The organism is Vibrio tubiashii, assembly GCF_028551255.1.
In the GTDB taxonomy this organism is placed as follows: Bacteria; Pseudomonadota; Gammaproteobacteria; order Enterobacterales; family Vibrionaceae; genus Vibrio; species Vibrio tubiashii_B.
On the sequence record NZ_CP117030.1, the window covers coordinates 1,170,306 to 1,187,553 of the forward strand.

The 17,248-nt window shown below is 45.2% G+C and carries 16 protein-coding genes; 10 read left to right on the top strand and 6 right to left on the bottom strand.

What is annotated here, in order from left to right:
* The 5 genes from LYZ37_RS20740 to LYZ37_RS20760 all read left to right on the top strand — a co-directional run bounded on the left by LYZ37_RS20740 (position 1) and on the right by LYZ37_RS20760 (position 6,337).
* The gene (locus tag LYZ37_RS20740; RefSeq protein ID WP_272787423.1) at positions 1–1,920 is read left to right on the top strand and encodes a monovalent cation:proton antiporter-2 (CPA2) family protein; all 1,920 of its coding nucleotides are present in this window, start codon (positions 1–3) and stop codon (positions 1,918–1,920) included.
* A gap of 294 nt (positions 1,921–2,214) precedes the next feature.
* Positions 2,215–3,552 (top strand): MATE family efflux transporter, encoded by a 1,338-nt coding sequence (locus LYZ37_RS20745; RefSeq protein WP_272787424.1) that lies wholly within the window; start codon positions 2,215–2,217, stop codon positions 3,550–3,552.
* 206 nt (positions 3,553–3,758) lie between these two features.
* The gene (locus LYZ37_RS20750; RefSeq protein WP_272787425.1) at positions 3,759–4,673 is read left to right on the top strand and encodes a DMT family transporter; all 915 of its coding nucleotides are present in this window, start codon (positions 3,759–3,761) and stop codon (positions 4,671–4,673) included.
* A gap of 121 nt (positions 4,674–4,794) precedes the next feature.
* Positions 4,795–5,697 (top strand): DMT family transporter, encoded by a 903-nt coding sequence (locus tag LYZ37_RS20755; RefSeq protein WP_272787426.1) that lies wholly within the window; start codon positions 4,795–4,797, stop codon positions 5,695–5,697.
* 40 nt (positions 5,698–5,737) lie between these two features.
* Entirely contained in the window at positions 5,738–6,337 is a 600-nt protein-coding gene (locus LYZ37_RS20760; RefSeq protein ID WP_272787427.1) for a glutaredoxin, read from the top strand.
* A 103-nt stretch (positions 6,338–6,440) separates the two neighbouring features.
* Here LYZ37_RS20760 and LYZ37_RS20765 read toward each other — a convergent pair whose 3' ends face one another.
* The 3 genes from LYZ37_RS20765 to LYZ37_RS20775 form a co-directional block, all read right to left on the bottom strand.
* Positions 6,441–6,578 carry a hypothetical protein gene (locus LYZ37_RS20765; protein ID WP_004745434.1) on the bottom strand — a complete coding sequence of 46 codons (138 nt, stop codon included), beginning with the start codon at positions 6,576–6,578 and terminating at the stop codon, positions 6,441–6,443.
* Positions 6,579–6,659: 81 nt separating this feature from the next.
* Positions 6,660–7,010 carry a hypothetical protein gene (locus tag LYZ37_RS20770; protein WP_272787428.1) on the bottom strand — a complete coding sequence of 117 codons (351 nt, stop codon included), beginning with the start codon at positions 7,008–7,010 and terminating at the stop codon, positions 6,660–6,662.
* Between the two features lie 51 nt (positions 7,011–7,061).
* The gene (locus LYZ37_RS20775) at positions 7,062–8,240 is read right to left on the bottom strand and encodes a multidrug effflux MFS transporter (RefSeq protein WP_272787429.1); all 1,179 of its coding nucleotides are present in this window, start codon (positions 8,238–8,240) and stop codon (positions 7,062–7,064) included.
* A 114-nt stretch (positions 8,241–8,354) separates the two neighbouring features.
* Here LYZ37_RS20775 and LYZ37_RS20780 point away from each other — a divergent pair, with 114 nt between their 5' ends.
* Positions 8,355–9,236: a LysR family transcriptional regulator gene (locus LYZ37_RS20780; RefSeq protein ID WP_272787430.1), complete on the top strand. Its 882-nt coding sequence runs from the start codon at positions 8,355–8,357 to the stop codon at positions 9,234–9,236.
* 125 nt (positions 9,237–9,361) lie between these two features.
* Complete coding sequence (locus LYZ37_RS20785; RefSeq protein ID WP_272787431.1) at positions 9,362–11,215, top strand: sensor domain-containing phosphodiesterase; 1,854 nt, start codon at positions 9,362–9,364, stop codon at positions 11,213–11,215.
* A 32-nt stretch (positions 11,216–11,247) separates the two neighbouring features.
* Here LYZ37_RS20785 and LYZ37_RS20790 read toward each other — a convergent pair whose 3' ends face one another.
* Positions 11,248–11,706: a hypothetical protein gene (locus LYZ37_RS20790; protein WP_272788396.1), complete on the bottom strand. Its 459-nt coding sequence runs from the start codon at positions 11,704–11,706 to the stop codon at positions 11,248–11,250.
* A gap of 59 nt (positions 11,707–11,765) precedes the next feature.
* The gene (locus LYZ37_RS20795) at positions 11,766–12,278 is read right to left on the bottom strand and encodes a nicotinate-nicotinamide nucleotide adenylyltransferase (protein WP_272787432.1); all 513 of its coding nucleotides are present in this window, start codon (positions 12,276–12,278) and stop codon (positions 11,766–11,768) included.
* 187 nt (positions 12,279–12,465) lie between these two features.
* Here LYZ37_RS20795 and nadE point away from each other — a divergent pair, with 187 nt between their 5' ends.
* Complete coding sequence (nadE, locus tag LYZ37_RS20800; protein WP_272787433.1) at positions 12,466–13,293, top strand: ammonia-dependent NAD(+) synthetase; 828 nt, start codon at positions 12,466–12,468, stop codon at positions 13,291–13,293.
* A 51-nt stretch (positions 13,294–13,344) separates the two neighbouring features.
* Here nadE and LYZ37_RS20805 read toward each other — a convergent pair whose 3' ends face one another.
* Entirely contained in the window at positions 13,345–14,445 is a 1,101-nt protein-coding gene (locus LYZ37_RS20805; RefSeq protein WP_272787434.1) for a 1-acyl-sn-glycerol-3-phosphate acyltransferase, read from the bottom strand.
* 188 nt (positions 14,446–14,633) lie between these two features.
* Here LYZ37_RS20805 and LYZ37_RS20810 point away from each other — a divergent pair, with 188 nt between their 5' ends.
* On the top strand, positions 14,634–15,245 hold the full coding sequence (locus LYZ37_RS20810; protein WP_272787435.1) for an AraC family transcriptional regulator: 612 nt from the start codon (positions 14,634–14,636) through the stop codon (positions 15,243–15,245).
* An 85-nt stretch (positions 15,246–15,330) separates the two neighbouring features.
* The gene (locus LYZ37_RS20815) at positions 15,331–17,199 is read left to right on the top strand and encodes a methyl-accepting chemotaxis protein (RefSeq protein WP_272787436.1); all 1,869 of its coding nucleotides are present in this window, start codon (positions 15,331–15,333) and stop codon (positions 17,197–17,199) included.
* Positions 17,200–17,248 lie beyond the last annotated feature (49 nt).

A 17,248-nucleotide genomic window follows, 5' to 3' on the forward strand; every position in this document is an offset into this window, starting at 1 on the left:
ATGACAGGTTACTTTCTCCAAGCCTTTATTTACCTCGTAGCGGCTGTGATTGCTGTGCCTATCGCCAAACGATTAGGGTTAGGTTCGGTTCTTGGTTATCTCATCGCGGGCGTCATTATCGGCCCGATTATTGGGCTAGTAGGCGAAGAAACCACAACCATTCAACACTTCGCTGAGTTTGGTGTTGTGATGATGCTGTTCTTAGTCGGTCTTGAGCTAGAACCTAAGATGCTATGGTCGATGCGTAACCGTCTATTGGGCCTTGGAGGCCTGCAAGTTGGCGGTACAACCGCAGTTGTTATGGCCATTGCTCTATACTTCGAGCAGCCGTGGACGATAGCGTTAGCAATAGGCTTAATCTTTGCGCTTTCATCAACTGCGATCGTTCTACAAACTTTTAATGAAAAAGGCTTAACGAAAACTGAAGGCGGACAGAACGCATTTTCTGTTCTGCTATTCCAAGATATCGCCGTTATTCCGATGCTGGCGTTTATTCCGCTACTTGCTTTGCCCGAGTTAGTCGAACAGGCGCAAAATGCCGTGGGCAACGCCGCAGACCACCATGAAGAGTTAAGTTTAGTCGCAGGCCTACCAGGCTGGGCCTATGGTTTGGTCATCATCGCTTCTATAGTGGGATTAGTCATTGGCGGCCACTTCTTAAGTCGCCCTCTGTTTCGTTTCGTCGCCAGCTCAGGCCTACGAGAAATATTTACCGCTACAGCGCTGATGTTAGTAGTAGGGATAGCGGCATTAATGAGCTTAGTCGGGCTTTCTCCGGCACTAGGCACATTCTTGGCGGGTGTCGTGCTTGCCAACAGTGAGTTCCGCCATGAGCTTGAGTCTAATATCGATCCATTTAAAGGGCTTCTGCTTGGGCTATTCTTTATCACTGTTGGCGCAGGCATCAATTTCGGCATTTTATTCAATGACTTTGCGCTTATCATTGGCTTGACGATTGGAGTCATGCTGCTCAAAGCACTCGTCCTCTATGCTCTAGCATTTATTTTCCGCATCAAGAATAGTGACCGTTGGCTGTTTACTCTCAGTCTTGCTCAAGCGGGTGAATTTGGATTTGTGCTGCTTAGCTTTACCGTGCAAAACCATGTTATTCCGCAAGATATCGCTCAAACGCTTTCGCTCGTTGTAGCGCTGTCTATGTTCCTTACACCGGGACTGTTCATTCTATTCGATAAGGTGATCTTACCGCGCTTTGAACAGCAATCGAATGATCAAGAAGCCGATACCATTGAAGAGCAAGGCACTGTGATTATTGCGGGGATTGGGCGCTTTGGTCAGATTGTTAACCGCCTATTGGTTGCCAACGGGATTAAAACGGTCGTCCTTGATCAACAAGCGGCGCAAGTTGATGTTATGCGACAAATCAATACTAAAGCCTACTTTGGTGATGCTAGCAGACCTGACTTACTCCATACCGCAGGGATTGAAGACGCGGCGATGATCGTTATCGCTATCGACAATCCAGACACAAGCGTTGAGCTGACCAAGTACGTGAAACATACCTATCCGAAAGTGAAGGTGTTAGCGCGCGCCTTTGACCGCGGCCATGGCTATCTACTGAGACAATCTGGGGCTGATATTGTCGAACTTGAGACTTATCACTCAGCTTTAGAACTCGGTGCACACGCGATGCGTTCTTTGAACTACCATCCATTTACTGTAGAGCAGCAAAAATCAGCGTATAAACGCGTTGAAGACAAAAAGTCTGACATCCTGTACCAAGCTTGGGAAGATGACTCTGAAGGTGAACGCTTTGATAATAACTATCGTAAACTGTTTATGCACCTTGAAGAGCAAATCAAACTGGCGATACAAGCTGACCGCAGCGACCGCCATGAAGGTGGAGAACGAGGCTGGACTCCTCCTCCCAAAGGGTATGCGGATGAGTTTAAAGAAGAGTAATTTTCCTGTTTTTCTAGATTTAGACTTGAATTCTTACACCGCAGTAACGATGTAACAGTAACTTGAATGAAAACCGAGGCATCAAGCCTCGGTTTGTCTTTATACCAATCAGGATAAATAGATGACCAGATAATTGCGCAGGGAAAATCGCTCAGAGCAAGGCATAGATTGCAGCTAGCTAGTTGACCTACCTACAAAATCTATAACGATGCTATCAGCGATTTTAACTAGCAAGAATGACCAGATATTTATTCTGGTTGGTATTACAACTGGTGAAATAAACTAAGCTCAATTATGACTGTAACGACACAAGAAACATCCCCTTCGCTGGGGCAACAGCTATTCAAAATGACCTGGCCAATGCTCTTTGGCGTGTTGTCTATTATGAGTTTCCAATTGGTAGATAGTGCGTTCATCGGTCAGTTGGGTATTCTGCCTCTTGCGGCACAAGGTTTTACCCTGCCAATTCAGATGGTGATCATCGGTATTCAGGTTGGTCTGGGTATCGCGACAACCGCTGTGATTGCCAAAGCCATTGGAGCAAATCAAGAGCGCTATGCTAAACAACTCGGTGGCCTCGTGATTGCGATGGGAAGTATTGGTGTCGCGCTATTTTCAGTCATTATTTATCTGCTGCGTGAACCGATTCTGTCTCTTCTTAGTGCTCCGGATAGTGTTCTTCCTATCATTGATAGCTATTGGATTTACTGGCTAGTCAGTGCTTGGGTGGGTGCAGTGCTCTATTTCCTTTACAGCGTATGTCGTGCCAACGGTAATACCATGTTGCCTGGCACCATGATGATGGTCACCAGCCTTCTCAACTTAATCCTCGATCCTATCTTTATTTTCACTCTAGATATGGGGATCAACGGAGCGGCTATTGCCACCATTTTGGCCTTTGGTATCGGTATTTTGATTGTCGCACCTAAGGTGACGCGTAAGCATTGGATGAGTTTCGATTGGAGCGATTTGAATGCGGTTAAAAGCGTGCGCTCGATTGGTAACATCATGGGCCCAGCAATGATCAGTCAATTGCTGCCGCCACTCTCATCGATGTTAGCCACAAAGCTCCTCGCTAGCTACGGCACAGCAGCCGTTGCAGCATGGGCACTCGGGTCTCGCTATGAATTCTTTGCGATTGTCTCGGTGCTTGCCCTGACCATGTCAATGCCGCCTATGGTTGGTAAGCTACTCGGTGGGAACAATTTGGCCGACATTCGTAAACTTGTGGTGATTGCGTGTAAATTCGTTATCGGTTTTCAAATCGTTATCGCGGCGATCACCTTACTTACCTCTGATTGGCTCGCATTACTAATGACCAGCGAAGCAGAAGTAGAAACCATCCTAAACTACCACCTGATGATCGTACCATTTAGCTTGGGGCCTTTGGGCATCTGCATGCTGATGGTTTCAATTTCAAACGCACTTGGCAAATCCTATACCGCCCTGACTATCTCAGCTCTACGTCTGTTTGCCTTTTTCCTACCTTGCTTGTGGTTAGGTGCGCAGCTAGGAGGGATTCAAGGTCTGTTTTGGGGCGCATTCGGCGGCAATATCCTAGCGGGCATATGCGCTTGGTCTATGTACCAAAGAGCATTAGGCCAAATTGAAACTAAGCTACAATCTGCATAATTTGTTGATTGCAATCTAAAGCATATGTCGATAGTCTAAAAACTCATCACATAGGAATAATTATGACATTCACGTTTACCTACCTTTGGCTCCTTCTCCTCAATGCCTGTAGCCGGTAGATAACCTCCTGTCTGGCTGCGAGAAACGTAGCCAGAACACCACTTTTCTCGTAGCCCTCCACTCTTTAAAGTAAGGATACGAGAAACATGACTGAAGAAGCACACGTCGCCCCCTCCTCAAGCTCACCCATCTCTCAAGTTGGAATCTTGCTTGCGCTAGCAGGTTGCATTCTTTTTTCGATAAAACCCGTTTTGGTCAAAGTTGCCTACCAATATGGTGGCGACGCAACCTCTATTATGACTCTGCGGGCGTTTAGCTCTCTTCCACTCTACCTACTTATGCTCGTTTACCTTTGCACAAAATCTGAAAACCGAAGTAAAGTTAAACAACATGCCTTTAAAGCTGCTGCTATTGGTGTGATGGGCTACTACGTTGCAAGCTTCCTTGATATTGCCGCGCTGGAGTTTATTACCGCCCAGCTAGAACGATTATTGATCTTCTTGTTTCCTACTTTTGTCGTGCTGATCAGTTGGGCCTTGTATCAGCAAAAACCAAGCCGCACCGTCATCGTCTCTGCGTTGATTGGTTACCTAGGGATCAGTTTTATTGTTGTTCATGACTTTAACACTCTAGGTCAATCCGTGCTTCTTGGCAGCTTACTCGCTATAGGTTCAGCACTGGTGTTCGCGTTTTATCTCGTATGGAGCAAGCCACTTATCGGCCACCTTGGTAGCTCACTGTTTACAAGTATTGGTATGGGGAGCGCCGGGGTGGCTATTTTGGTTCACTTAGCGTTGAGCGGCGCCGATATTGCGACTTGGAGCCAAGAGCTAATCGTAACTGGTGTACTACTTGGCATATTCTGTACTGTGTTGCCTTCGTATTTGGTCGCTGCCGCGATGGCAAGGCTGACACCAACGACCTTGAGCCTAACAAGTAATATAGGCCCAGGAATTACCGCTGGAATGGCGGTCGTGGTACTCGATGAAGTGTTTACGATCTGGCATGCACTGGGGCTTGTTCTTGTCGTCGTGTCGGTTTACACCTTAAATAAAAAGTAAACCTGCACCAAATTTTGCTGAATCATTCGAATCGTTTGTCCAACACGCTCAAATTCGTCAGGTGACCTGAGCTAAATAACATCGTATGATTCAGCTTATCTATTTTTCAGACACTTATATCATGAGCACCCAAAACCACCACCCTCTTCAAGGCGCTAGTTGGATGTTAAGCGCAGGACTGGCTTTTGCCATCGTAAATAGCTTGGCTCAAGTGGCGAGTATCAATTACGGTCTTTCTTCGACGACGGTTGCCCTGATTCAATATGCAATCGCACTTGTGGTTATTCTGCCCTATTTAAAAACACTAGGTATTAGGCAGTCACTGCGCACGCAGAATCTAGGATTGCATATTTTACGCGTCTTCTTAGCGGTGATAGGTATCCAGCTGTGGTTATGGGCCCTTGCCTACCCTGTACCGATTTGGCAAGGCATCGCCCTACTTATGACTTCGCCATTATTTGCGACGATCGGCTCTGGATTATTCCTTAAAGAGAAAGTAGGCGTGGCTCGTTGGGGTGCTACCGTCACTGGCTTTATTGGTGCCATGATCATTTTAGAACCTTGGGCGGACGATTTTAGTTGGGCGACGCTTCTTCCTGTCGGTGCAGCGTTCTTTTGGGCCTGTTACGCGCTGATGGTGAAAAAGCTTTCTTCACAAGACTCTCCATCAACTATGGTTGTCTACCTACTCATACTAATTACACCGTTTAACATTTTGCTCGCTCTACCAGACTGGCAGCTGCCAACAGGTGGAACATTATGGCTAATATTGATTGGGGCAGGCGCGATGACAGCGCTGGCGCAGTGGGCTATTGTTAAAGCATATTCCGTCGCCGATGCTTCGTTTGTTCAACCCTTTGATCACGCGAAACTGCCATTAAATGTATTAGCGGGTTGGATGGTCTTCGGCTGGGTACCACCGGGGAGGCTTTGGCTTGGCGCGGCGATCATTATCGCTTCTGTGGCTTTCATTACCCAATGGGAAGCAAAAAAGCCGAAAAAGTTGAAAGAAATTTCAAGCTAGACCGTTCTAATTAGTCATAGCTTTTAACGGAGAAACCTCTATGACACAACCAATCAAATTAACACTTTACCGCTGGGCTGGCAGTTGGGGACCATTCAAAGTCAACATTCCTTGCGGGGAGTGTACTCTGACCAAAGATATCCTTACCGACACATTCGAAAATGAACTTGCCGGTATCCCAGTCGAGCTTGAAGTGAAAGATTGGTTATCTCACTGGTGGGAACCCTTGAAAGTAGGTGCATGGCACGCGCCCATTCTGATGGTCGAAGGCAAAGTGGTAAGCCAAGGGGAAGCGCTAAACCGTGGTGTGCTCGTGCAATCTATTATTCAAGAATGGACTAAGCGCGATACTCTAAAAGGCAACATTGTTTATGGTAAGGCAACTTGCCCTTACTGTGTCAAAGCGAAAAAGATCCTAGACGAAGCGGGCATTGAATACCAATACTACGATGTCGTTAAAGATAGTGCTGCCCTTTATCGAATGATCCCTGAAGTAAAAGCTATCATTGGTGAGAAGACGCCGGTTACCGTTCCTCAAATCTGGCTGGATGGTCATTACATTGGTGGTGCCGACAACCTCTCCGCTTGGATTGAAGAGAAAGGGCTAAGCACAGTGCCAGACAACGTGGTTTCTCTGTAACCTTTCTACCAAGCAAAAACGACAAAGCCCCGCTGATTGCAGCGGGGCTTTGTTTTGATGAGCCAGACAGCTTCGATCGCCTCACTCATAAAATCCTTTTCAACTACGCGCTGATTACTTTTTTCATCATACGTTTGATAAAAGAAGTCTTCTTCGCTTTAGGCTTGCCATAAAGAGCATCTTGCATGGCTTGCTTTGCGATCATCTGACCTAGATATGCGTTGCCTAATTCGTGATTCATGATTATCTCCTCAAAGTAAGGAGCGTGATTTTAATCACAATTAGATTAAAAACAAGATCTAAATCACATTAAATTTAACCACTAAGCGCGTTTTGGTTGTTGATAGGTTTTTCCGGCTACCTGATAGGTATCTTTGCGCTTCACATCAAACATGACATCAAAGAACCAAGCAACAAAACGAATCACGTCATCGCCTTCATCCATCACATGCTCAACAAACTCTTGCTCTTCACCTTGTTCATTGACCTGAACAGTTACGTGATAGATACGCTTAGCGCCATCGACTTCTGCCAAGGCAAATTGCCCAGTTAGTGATTGAGCAGCTTCAGCTACTTCTTGATCTTCGCTTTCTTTCAGTACTTCTAGAGCTTGCGGTAGATTCTCTTTGTCACATAGCGACTTAACTAGCGTTTCAAAATCTTTAAGTTCCATTGATTCAGTCTCAACATAGAAATTTGCGGGCATTGTATACCCAACGCGCAATCAAGCAAACTTTTGCTGAGTGACGAGAAGCTTTTTCGAAGATATTAGAACCAAACCCATCGTAGTTGCTGAGATGAGATAGAAAACTCCCATGCTCATTTGGCTTTGTACCCAGTGCTCGACCAAGTAGCCACCAAATGCCCCCGACAAACACATTTGTACCGCCCCTGACAATGCAGACACTGAGCCCGCCTGTCGTTTATGTGGTTCAAGCAGCATGCTAATCGAAAGCGGTGTCGCAAGACCTTGGGCAATCGTCAGTAAGGTAAATGCCCACACGAGATTAAACAGAGTGACTTCGCTAACCAATAACCACAGCCCAGCAACCATCATCGTCGAAATAGCCAAAGACAAGATCTGCTTGGTATCTAAATAGCGGTTCACCACATTAAGCAGTAAGCTCCCCATCATTAAGCCGGCTGACGGTATGATCATAACCGAGCCATATTCTGCCGCCGTGAGACCAAGCTGATGCTGCAATATAAACGGCATGACAGATAACGACACAACACTCGTTAGGTAGGTCACCCAGTTATAACTTGCACTAGAGATCACCTGCTTATTGGTCATTAAGCTGCCATAGTTTTTAATCACACTCACCAAGCTAAATTGTGTCTTTCCATAGGTCATAGTTTCTGGGAGAACGAAATACCCCAAAGTAAAGATGGCGATTAGATAGAACAGTACGAACATAAACACCGCTTCCCAGCCCAAATAGAAAGCTATCCAGCCCCCCATGACTGGCGCGATGATCGGCATAATAGAAGCCGTAATAGAAATATAAGATAACGCTTTAGTTAACTGTGAACCTTCGTAGCTATCTCGCAGCACGCTTCGACCAAGAACCGAAGCACTACCCGCCCCTAAACCTTGCAAAAAGCGACCAATAATCAGCACGGTTAGGTTATCGGTGAAAGTAACGCACATGACAGTGGCAGCTAAATAGATCCCCTGCCCGAGGATAAATACCGGACGGCGACCAATGGCATCAGACAAAGGGCCGTAGAAGAGTTGAGATAGACCAAAAGCGACGAGAAAAACGGTGACTAAAAGTTGTACGTCAGCTTGCCCTACATTCAGACTGTTACTGATCATCGGCAATGAGGGAAGATAGATACTGACACCAACTTGTCCCGTCGCGATGATCATCATTGCTAACAAAATAGGTGTTTTTTTCATAGTAGCTCCTCATTAAATCCGACAATAAAGCGAGTTTAAATTAGCCACTATTCAATGATAATATATCGATATGGAAAGTGATTAATTCCCAAAAAGAAACAATAAGGTGGCATTATGGATTGGATTCAAAGTGTGCAGAGTTATATTCGTGTCGTTGATGAAGGCAGTTTTAACGGCGCGGCAAGAACGCTCAACACCACCAGCTCAGCGATCAGTAAACGCATCCATTGGCTAGAAGAGCGCATCGGTGTGCAGTTGCTAAAACGCACGACTCGCTCCGTCACGCAAACTGAAGCCGGCGCCTTATTTTATGAACGTGCTAAGGTGCAACTTGATGGTTGGCAATCGATAGTTGACGAAACACGCTCGGTATCTCAAACGCCTGCCGGATTGCTGAAAATAGGCGCAACTCTGGCCGTGGGCTCAAAATTTCTTGTTCAGTACTTAAACGACTTTTTGCAGATGTACCCTGACATTCGCATTCAACTGATCACAACTACTCCCGGTCAATTACCAACATTGAGTTTGGATCTGTTTATCAGCCGTGAAATAGAACAGCTCAACTCGCTGAGCTTTAAAGCCACTCCCCTTTTTGAACACCGAGCCGGTTTCTATGCGTCACCGAGTTATATTGAGCAATTTGGCGAGCCGCAAAGCTTTAGAGAGCTTACTCAACACAACATGTTGGTATGGGGAGAAAGAACCCAACGAGAGATTTCTTTGACCAATGGGCATAAGATTTTGCTCAATGGCAACTTCGCTACGTCTAACCCTGAAGCGCTTTTTTATGCCGCAAAAAGTGGGATGGGGCTTCTGCTCACCAACGATGTGATGATCAAAGAAGATCTTAAGCTCGGAGCATTGCAACGCATTCTGCCAGATATAACTGCCGATGAAGCAACGGTTTATGCCTACTACCCAAAACTCGACTATCAGCATACACGTACTAAACTGTTTTTAGACTATCTTAAAGAGCGCCTTTCTAACCAACAATAAGCTATATTTACCGAACATATATCCTATATTTGGCATTTGCATTAATATGCTACACATACCATATTTAATGAGTAACTAGATTGAGAATTAAGTGATATAAATCACAATAACAGTGAGTTACCAATATGGTTAGGACAACGTCAGTGAATAACTCGTTAAGCGTCGAGACGATTAACGATACACTTAGCCTCGATGGGCAAGATCTACTTAATAAAGCTACGTTGGAGCTTCAGCAATACTCGAACTCATTTTGTACATGTATTATAGAGCTTGATCAGTTCACCAACCGATCAACGCTCCTCGCCTCTTCTAGCGGAGTAAAGCTGCAGCGCGACGATTATCTCGCGCCGCTGACTCACAGCACTTGCACCTTTGTGATTAAGTCTAATCAGGACTACATCGTCTGCGATTCGGATGCTAAAACGTTACACCCTAACGAACAATATATTTCTGAACATGATATCGAGTCGTATCTGGCAATTCCCCTTAAAACCAGTAATGGTGAGGTTCTAGGAATCTTGCTCTCTGCTTATACTCGCGCTTTAGACCCCAATACCAGAGAGGAGCTTATATACAACCACAAGCTGTTTGCCAATATTGTCACTCACAACCTTAAGTCGAAATGGCTAACGGCACGTTCGGAGACACTGGTTGATCAACTCAGTTATGAAGTATCCCACGACAATCTCACTGGGCTACTTAACAGAAGTTATCTCTCAGATAAGCTTGAGAGACTGAGCCAAACGCAAAACATTCCCTTTACGCTCGCCTATTTGGACATTGATAACTTCAAATCGATTAATGATTTATATGGTAACTATATTGGCGATCAACTGATAAAGTTTGTTGCCAATACCATCAAGGAAGCAATAAAAGACGAGCAATTCGCCTTTCGAATTGCTGGGGATGAGTTTGCCTTTATTACCCAAGCTAGCGATCCTTTTAAAGTTTGCTATACCATCATCAAAAGTCTAGAAAAGGGTTACCAAGATCCTTCGCACAAAATTAAGTTCACAGCGAGCATTGGCTTGGCAAAAAACAACAACCAAAGCCTATCCGCCGACCAAATTATTCTTAATGCCAGTTTAGCTTTGAAGGATTGTAAGCAGTCTCGTCATGTGCACGTGCAATGTTACGATACCCATCTAAGCGCCCAATACTATCGCAAAGCCCTAATCATCGATGCACTCAGAACAGAGCTCGCTAAAGAGTCGATTAGTGATAGCGAACTTTATGTTGCGGTGCAGCCGATTGTTGAACGTGACAATAATCAATGGGAGTATTTTGAAGTGCTCGCCCGTTGGCAAAGCCATGCTCTTGGGACAATTTCGCCGCTAGAGTTCATTGATGCCGCAGAACAATCTGGCCTTATTGTCGAGCTGGGTGAGCACATCGTAGAGTTAGCCTGTAAAGCCAAGTTAGCACTGGAAAAAGGATTGGGGCATGGCGTTCGTCTGAGCCTCAATTGCTCGGCGCACGAACTGCACAATTCGAGTCGCTACTTACAGCACCTACTCGACACCATAAAGCACTATGGTTTTAAACCCGATGAGTTCACCATCGAGCTGACAGAGACGGTGCTGCTATCGCAAACTGAGGAAGTGAAAAAGATACTCAACAAGCTGAGGTTTCTTGGCTTTAAAGTGGCGCTCGATGACTTTGGTACTGGATATTCAAGTCTGAATTATATCCATAGCTACCCAATCGACTGCATCAAGATAGACGCGACCTTTATTCGCAATATGCATACCAATGAAACCGCCGAGCGAGTGGTGTGGCTTATCGTCCAACTTGCCAAGCAATTGAACCTCTCTTTGGTTGCGGAAGGTGTTGAGGATCAAGAAGCACTAGATAAGCTTTATGATATGGGGTGTAGTCAGATTCAGGGTTACTACTTCTCAAAGCCTGATAAACCGCAAAACATCATCAATCAAAACTTTGAACGCATAGCCCAGCAGCAGCAAGTGTCTAACGGATAGGTTCTAGATAGGACAGGTAAGCTGATGCTTAGTTAGAAAGGTACTTCGACCTGCATCATGAAGTCGCCGTCATACTGTTCGTGCCAACGGTAGTCGAGCCGCATGCGTGGTGTACCTGCATCCATATCGCCAAAACCAAGACTCAGCTGCACACCATGGCTCCTGATCCAGTTTTCGGTGTTCATTTCTTTGAGTTTATCTTCCAACTCATTGGGTACCCAAACTCCAACCCCAAAGTAGTTAGACGAAGCATTGTTTGAAATCAGTGGATTGGTCTCGTTACCCAGTAGCCAATCTGACCAATAGGAAGAGTGATCGGTTTTCTCTGCGAGAGTTAGATCCATAAAAGCTTGATGGGATACAGTGTCGTCAATCTCCAAATCGAAGATTGTTGTACACGACGGACTTACGCCTTCAAGCATTAACGAATGCGCAGACACATCCTCTTGGTACAGCTCGCAAGCCGCAGCAAGTGGCGAGAACGATAACATCACACATATCATTCCACATCTAAACATTCACACCTCAAATATATAGAACGAAGTCCTATTTAATAATACTCCTTTTCGCGCAATTTGCGTAATACTTTTGGTGTAACCAACGTTGAGACATCACTGCCTTGTTTAAGTCCGTTGCGAATATCCGTACTTCTCACTTGTACTTTCTCAGGGCAGCATAATAGAGACCAACGATTGACGATCTCTTCCGCTTTATAAAATTTAGCAAAGCTAAGCAGGTTATCTGGCCCCATAACAAAGGTGAGTTCGCTGTCTGGGTACTTAGCCTCTAATGCTTCAAGTACGGCATAAGTCGTTACACTGCTTTTCGGTGAATAGAGAGACTCTTCAATCGTAGATCGCTCTACGTTCTTCACTTGTAAGTCTTCAATAAAAGCGTCAACCAGCTCGCATCGTGCATTGTAGTCCAACATCTGTTTACCCCATGCGTGAGCAATGCTTGGCAGCAAAAGAACTCGATCAAAATGGGTTAAAGACTCAATCACGCTTTTATGGCCCAGGCTTGGTGGGTTAAAAGCGCTTCCAAATACAGCAATTTTGCTCATTTTATTCATTTACTCTTTGTTGAAAACCGTGATCACAGTTTTCTAATTCCTTGATTGCGGTATGATATAGGCACGTGACTTTAACACGTTCACTTCAGCATAAATATGCCTTGCTGAGGTAGACCTGTTAAGGCTACCAACTTTATTGCCCAATTTTAAACTACATTGCTTGCAGGAAGGAAACATAATGGAACAGTTGATTCGCGATGAAATGCGCGTTCTGCCGTCGATCGATCCTCATTTTGAGATAACACGTCGTGTCGACTTTATTAAGCGAAAACTTCAAGAATCAGGATGCAAATCTCTGGTTCTCGGTATCAGTGGTGGTGTTGACTCAACAACGTGTGGTCGATTAGCGCAGCTAGCTGTTGACCAATTAAATGAAGAGTCTAAAGGTGGCTACCAATTTATCGCAGTTCGACTGCCTTATGGCGAACAGAAAGACGAAGATGAAGCACAGCTTGCTCTTCAGTTTATTCAGCCGTCTCATTCGGTTTCCGTTAATATTAAAGCAGGTGTCGATGGCCTTCACGCGGCAAGCCACACAGCGCTAGAAGGGACTGGGCTACTTCCTGAAGATAAAGCCAAAGTCGATTTTGTAAAAGGGAATGTTAAAGCCCGTGCGCGAATGGTCGCTCAATACGAAATCGCGGGTTATGTCGGTGGTTTAGTGATTGGTACTGACCATTCTGCCGAAAACATTACTGGCTTCTACACCAAATTTGGCGACGGTGCCTGTGACCTTGCTCCTCTGTTTGGTCTAAGCAAACGCCAAGTGCGTGAAGTCGCTGCGACTCTAGGTGCGCCAGAGTTGTTGGTCAAGAAGGTGCCTACCGCGGATTTAGAAGAGCTAGACCCACAAAAAGCGGACGAAGATGCGCTTAACCTTACCTATGAACAGATTGATGATTTCTTAGAGGGTAAACCCGTATCTGCTGAAGTGACCGAACGCTTAGTTCACATCTACAAAGTGACTCAGCATAAGCGTCAACCAATACCAACCATTTACGATTAACGTAAAAACAAAATAGCCTCTCGATTGAGAGGCTATTTTCTATTCTTTTGTCTAAGGGCGATTCTTGACCGGATTCGCGTAACTGGCCACTAAAAATGGCTGCGCGTCTTGCGGTAATAAATTGAGTTTGTCAGCCAATGTCGCTTTCACATCTTCACCGACATCTTCGTTACCTGCTGCAAGCTGATTAATTGGGAACAACTTGTAGTTTGCATGTACTTGACGATCAATCTCTTCGGCTAATGCTTCTGGCGTTTCGAAGTCTTGGTCAATCACATCACCAAACGCGACATGCACATGACCTTTTTCACCCACGATGCCTTGGATAATACTTTCGATATCTTCGAACTCGCCTTTCTCGTAGCTTCCTACCGAATCTTTAGCGTGCAGTTCAATCGCTTTGGCAATATCACAAGGGTCATTCTCATAAGAGATGGCAACTGGCACAATTTTCAAAGATTTAATGTACTCAGGGAATGAAAGCTTTTGTTTGCGCCCTTCCACATGAAACATTTTTAGGATCGCCGGATCAGTAAAGTCGTTGCCATCTTTCGCGCGACCTTCTTTTTGTGCAATCCAAATTGAATGGCCAGTTTCTAGCGAATGCTTGATGTAGCCAGACAGCGTTCCTAATGCCTTCATCATTTCACGCGGGCCTTTTGCCGAGCGCTTAACAATAAAGCTTTTGTTGAGCTTCATTAGCTCTGTCGCGCAAGGCTTTTTCAGTAGGTTATCACCAATCGCAATGCGCACGGTTTTATGACCGCTTTGGAACAGACCATAGTTAACAAGTGCCGGATCCATCGCGATATCACGGTGATTAGAAACAAAAAGATACGCTTGCTCAGGATCTAGATTTTCTAGCCCGCTGTAAGTGACACCTTTAGTCGTGGTTTTAAGCGTTTGATCAAGATACTTCTTTACTTCTAATTGAATCGTCTCAACTGAGTTCAGTTTTGACCATTTCATCTTAAGGTAGATCTTAACCATTGGAGACATTAAGGTCTTAAACCAACCTGCATGGTTAGAAAAGCGGTGCTGTAAAATCGCACTGATGAATTCTTCATCGTTAACTAAGCGGTCAATTGCCGCCGGAATTTCGTCATCGTTGTAAGGACGAATTTCAATAAATGGGTCTGTGTTTGTCGTCATTATTTTATACATTAGGTAAAAAGCGGGACTATTCTACGCATAGAAACCGTTCTTGGCAGCTATAGTTCTCTCAGATTCGCTAAGGTCAGACCAGACTAATTATTCGAATTTGCGCTATAACTTGCACAAAGTTGGCTTTTTTTCCAAGAAACGTTAATCTTAGCGCCCCGAAATTAGAGATTGCCCCCATGCACCACGCTATATCTTTTCATTCAGAACTCAATGAATTTCTTATATGTACACCGCGTAAGAAGTCGTTAAAGCATCAACTTATCAGCGTTAAGCAAGGCTTGGTGTTAGTCAAACTTGGAAAATTGGAATATGCCGTGGAAGCAGGTCAGTCGTTCTGGCTACCGTTTGACACACTTACCTCGCTCACTTACACGCCCAATACCATCGTTAATTCTGTCAGTGTTTCTTCTCGCGTTGTAGCCGCATTTCCTAAACAGGGTGGTTATATCCAAGCAGGGGAGCTCCTGTCAGCGCTGTTGAACCGTCTAGAAAGTCTCAATGGCTACTACGAGCGTCAAATAGACCTGCTTAAAGTCGTACAAAGCGAACTCACGACGCTAAAGCCTGAGCTAAAAGAGACTCGATACACAAAGCAGATTAATCAGTGGCAAGCCGATAAAGAGTCCTCGCTTTCCAATGAACTCAAGTTAGTACTGCGAGTCCGAGAAGCCAACAAGCAGATGCAATCCGGTAAGAAACGCCCGATGGTTGTTGAATCTTTGTTTGATGGCAATGATGCTTTACTGGCAAGTCTTGAACAAACAATCCTAGGTCGTGAAATAACATAAAAGTTCTAGAATTTACTGGCTGAATGCCCATTTCATAACTATAAATCTATAAGTAACTGCTTTATTTATAGAAGAGGATTGTGAAATGAAATTCAGCCATAAGATTGTGGCCGCTTCGTCTGTCTTGCTTTTAGCGACTGTCACCCTTCTAACCTTGCAACAATATCACACCGTTAAAAACGAAATTAAGACGCAAGTAACCTCAAGCGTTACGGAAATCGTAGACGGCGTTCGAAACACTACCGCCGCAGAAATCAATGGACGTAAAGCCATCGCTGAGTACGCCACCAGCATGCTCGAAGTTGACCTATCTCCTGACGCTGTCACTTCTGTCATTACCCGCCCTATCGTTAAAGACACCTTTTTATTGGCAGGCCTTGGCTTTGAGAGTGATGGTTCAAATATAAACAATGATCCTTCTTGGAATCCCGGACCTACTTGGGACCCAAGGGTAAGACCTTGGTACATTGACGCTAAAAACTCAGGAAAGCTCGTTATTACCGCCCCTTACGCCGACTCAGCCACAGGTGAAATATTGGTTTCAATTGCCACTCCAGTCCGAGAGAACGGCCAGTTTATAGGTGCGATATTTTATGACGTGAGTCTTGCAGCACTGGCTGAAGTCGTGAACAAAGTGCAACTGTTCAACGCAGGCTATGTGTTTATTGTCGCCGGTGATGGTACCACCATTGCCCATCCAACCACTGAGTTGAACGGTAAACCTATGTCAGACTTCTTGGGCAATGCACCCATCCAAGATGATCCACAACAAGCTATGATTGACGGCAAAGCCTACACACTCGACTTTTCTAAAGTGCCAGGTGAAGACTGGTACATTGGTGTGGTACTAGACGAAGAAGTGGCGTATCAATCATTAGCCGATCTTCGCAATAGCTCAATTATCTACACCATTATCGCCTTAGTGATTAGTATTGTGATTCTACTTATTCTGATTAAGACCTTGATGCGCCCACTAGATACTTTAGGTGATGCCATTCAGGATGTCGCGACAGGTCAAGGTGATTTAACCAAACGACTCGATACCAACACCGATCAAGAATTCTCGACTCTGGCTTCAGGGTTTAATGAGTTCACAGGAACCTTACAGCAACTGATCACGCAATCGAAAGCGATTGGGGAAGAGATATTACGTGGATCAGAAATGACCTCTATGGGGCTGCAAGAGTCCGCTTCCGCAATGCAAGACCAATTGCACGAATTAGAGCAGCTCGCTACCGCCATGCATGAAATGGCTACCACCTCTGGGGATGTCGCCAATAATGCTCAAGGTGCCGCTGCAGCCGCTCGTGAAGCCGATGAAGCTACTAGCACAGGTACAGCGGTTGTCAGTGAAACCACTCACGCGATCGACAACTTATCACAAAAAATCGACGAAGCCGTTGAAGAGGTGAAAGTCTTAGAATCCGCGACTGATAATATTGAAACCATCTTGAAGGTGATTAACGACATCGCCGATCAAACCAACCTACTCGCCCTTAACGCTGCTATTGAGGCAGCGCGTGCAGGTGAATCTGGTCGAGGGTTCGCAGTGGTTGCGGATGAGGTTCGAACCTTGGCACAACGTACTCAGGAGTCTACCACCGAGATTCGTAATATGATTGAACAGCTTCAAGCGGGTGCAAGCTCTGTTTCAAATGCGATGAACATGAGTAAGAGCACCGCCACCAGTGCCGTTGAGCGAGCTCAAGAGGCCAATGTCGCTCTGGAGCGCATCCGTGATGCGATTCAGCAGATCAGCGATATGAATATCCAAATCGCTTCTGCGGCAGAGGAACAAAGCTTGGTTGCTGAGGAAATTAATGGTAACACTGTGAAGATCAAAGATCTTTCAACTCAAGTCGCCGATGCCGCTGAGAATGCCAACATTGCTATGCAAGCACAAACAGAAAACATTCGAGAGCAGGACTCTATCTTGAATAAATTTACCGTTTAGAACAACGTTAGAATCAAGAGGCGCACTCGATTTAAGTGCGCCTCTTTTG

Excerpts from the sequence above, each read along its gene's own strand:
- LYZ37_RS20740 (WP_272787423.1), top strand. The coding sequence starts at position 1 with ATGACAGGTTACTTTCTCCAAGCCTTTATTTACCTCGTAGCGGCTGTG.
- LYZ37_RS20745 (WP_272787424.1), top strand. The coding sequence starts at position 2,215 with ATGACTGTAACGACACAAGAAACATCCCCTTCGCTGGGGCAACAGCTA.
- LYZ37_RS20750 (WP_272787425.1), top strand. The coding sequence starts at position 3,759 with ATGACTGAAGAAGCACACGTCGCCCCCTCCTCAAGCTCACCCATCTCT.
- LYZ37_RS20755 (WP_272787426.1), top strand. The coding sequence starts at position 4,795 with ATGAGCACCCAAAACCACCACCCTCTTCAAGGCGCTAGTTGGATGTTA.
- LYZ37_RS20760 (WP_272787427.1), top strand. The coding sequence starts at position 5,738 with ATGACACAACCAATCAAATTAACACTTTACCGCTGGGCTGGCAGTTGG.
- LYZ37_RS20765 (WP_004745434.1), bottom strand. The coding sequence starts at position 6,578 with ATGAATCACGAATTAGGCAACGCATATCTAGGTCAGATGATCGCAAAG.
- LYZ37_RS20770 (WP_272787428.1), bottom strand. The coding sequence starts at position 7,010 with ATGGAACTTAAAGATTTTGAAACGCTAGTTAAGTCGCTATGTGACAAA.
- LYZ37_RS20775 (WP_272787429.1), bottom strand. The coding sequence starts at position 8,240 with ATGAAAAAAACACCTATTTTGTTAGCAATGATGATCATCGCGACGGGA.
- LYZ37_RS20780 (WP_272787430.1), top strand. The coding sequence starts at position 8,355 with ATGGATTGGATTCAAAGTGTGCAGAGTTATATTCGTGTCGTTGATGAA.
- LYZ37_RS20785 (WP_272787431.1), top strand. The coding sequence starts at position 9,362 with ATGGTTAGGACAACGTCAGTGAATAACTCGTTAAGCGTCGAGACGATT.
- LYZ37_RS20790 (WP_272788396.1), bottom strand. The coding sequence starts at position 11,706 with ATGTTATCGTTCTCGCCACTTGCTGCGGCTTGCGAGCTGTACCAAGAG.
- LYZ37_RS20795 (WP_272787432.1), bottom strand. The coding sequence starts at position 12,278 with ATGAGCAAAATTGCTGTATTTGGAAGCGCTTTTAACCCACCAAGCCTG.
- nadE (WP_272787433.1), top strand. The coding sequence starts at position 12,466 with ATGGAACAGTTGATTCGCGATGAAATGCGCGTTCTGCCGTCGATCGAT.
- LYZ37_RS20805 (WP_272787434.1), bottom strand. The coding sequence starts at position 14,445 with ATGACGACAAACACAGACCCATTTATTGAAATTCGTCCTTACAACGAT.
- LYZ37_RS20810 (WP_272787435.1), top strand. The coding sequence starts at position 14,634 with ATGCACCACGCTATATCTTTTCATTCAGAACTCAATGAATTTCTTATA.
- LYZ37_RS20815 (WP_272787436.1), top strand. The coding sequence starts at position 15,331 with ATGAAATTCAGCCATAAGATTGTGGCCGCTTCGTCTGTCTTGCTTTTA.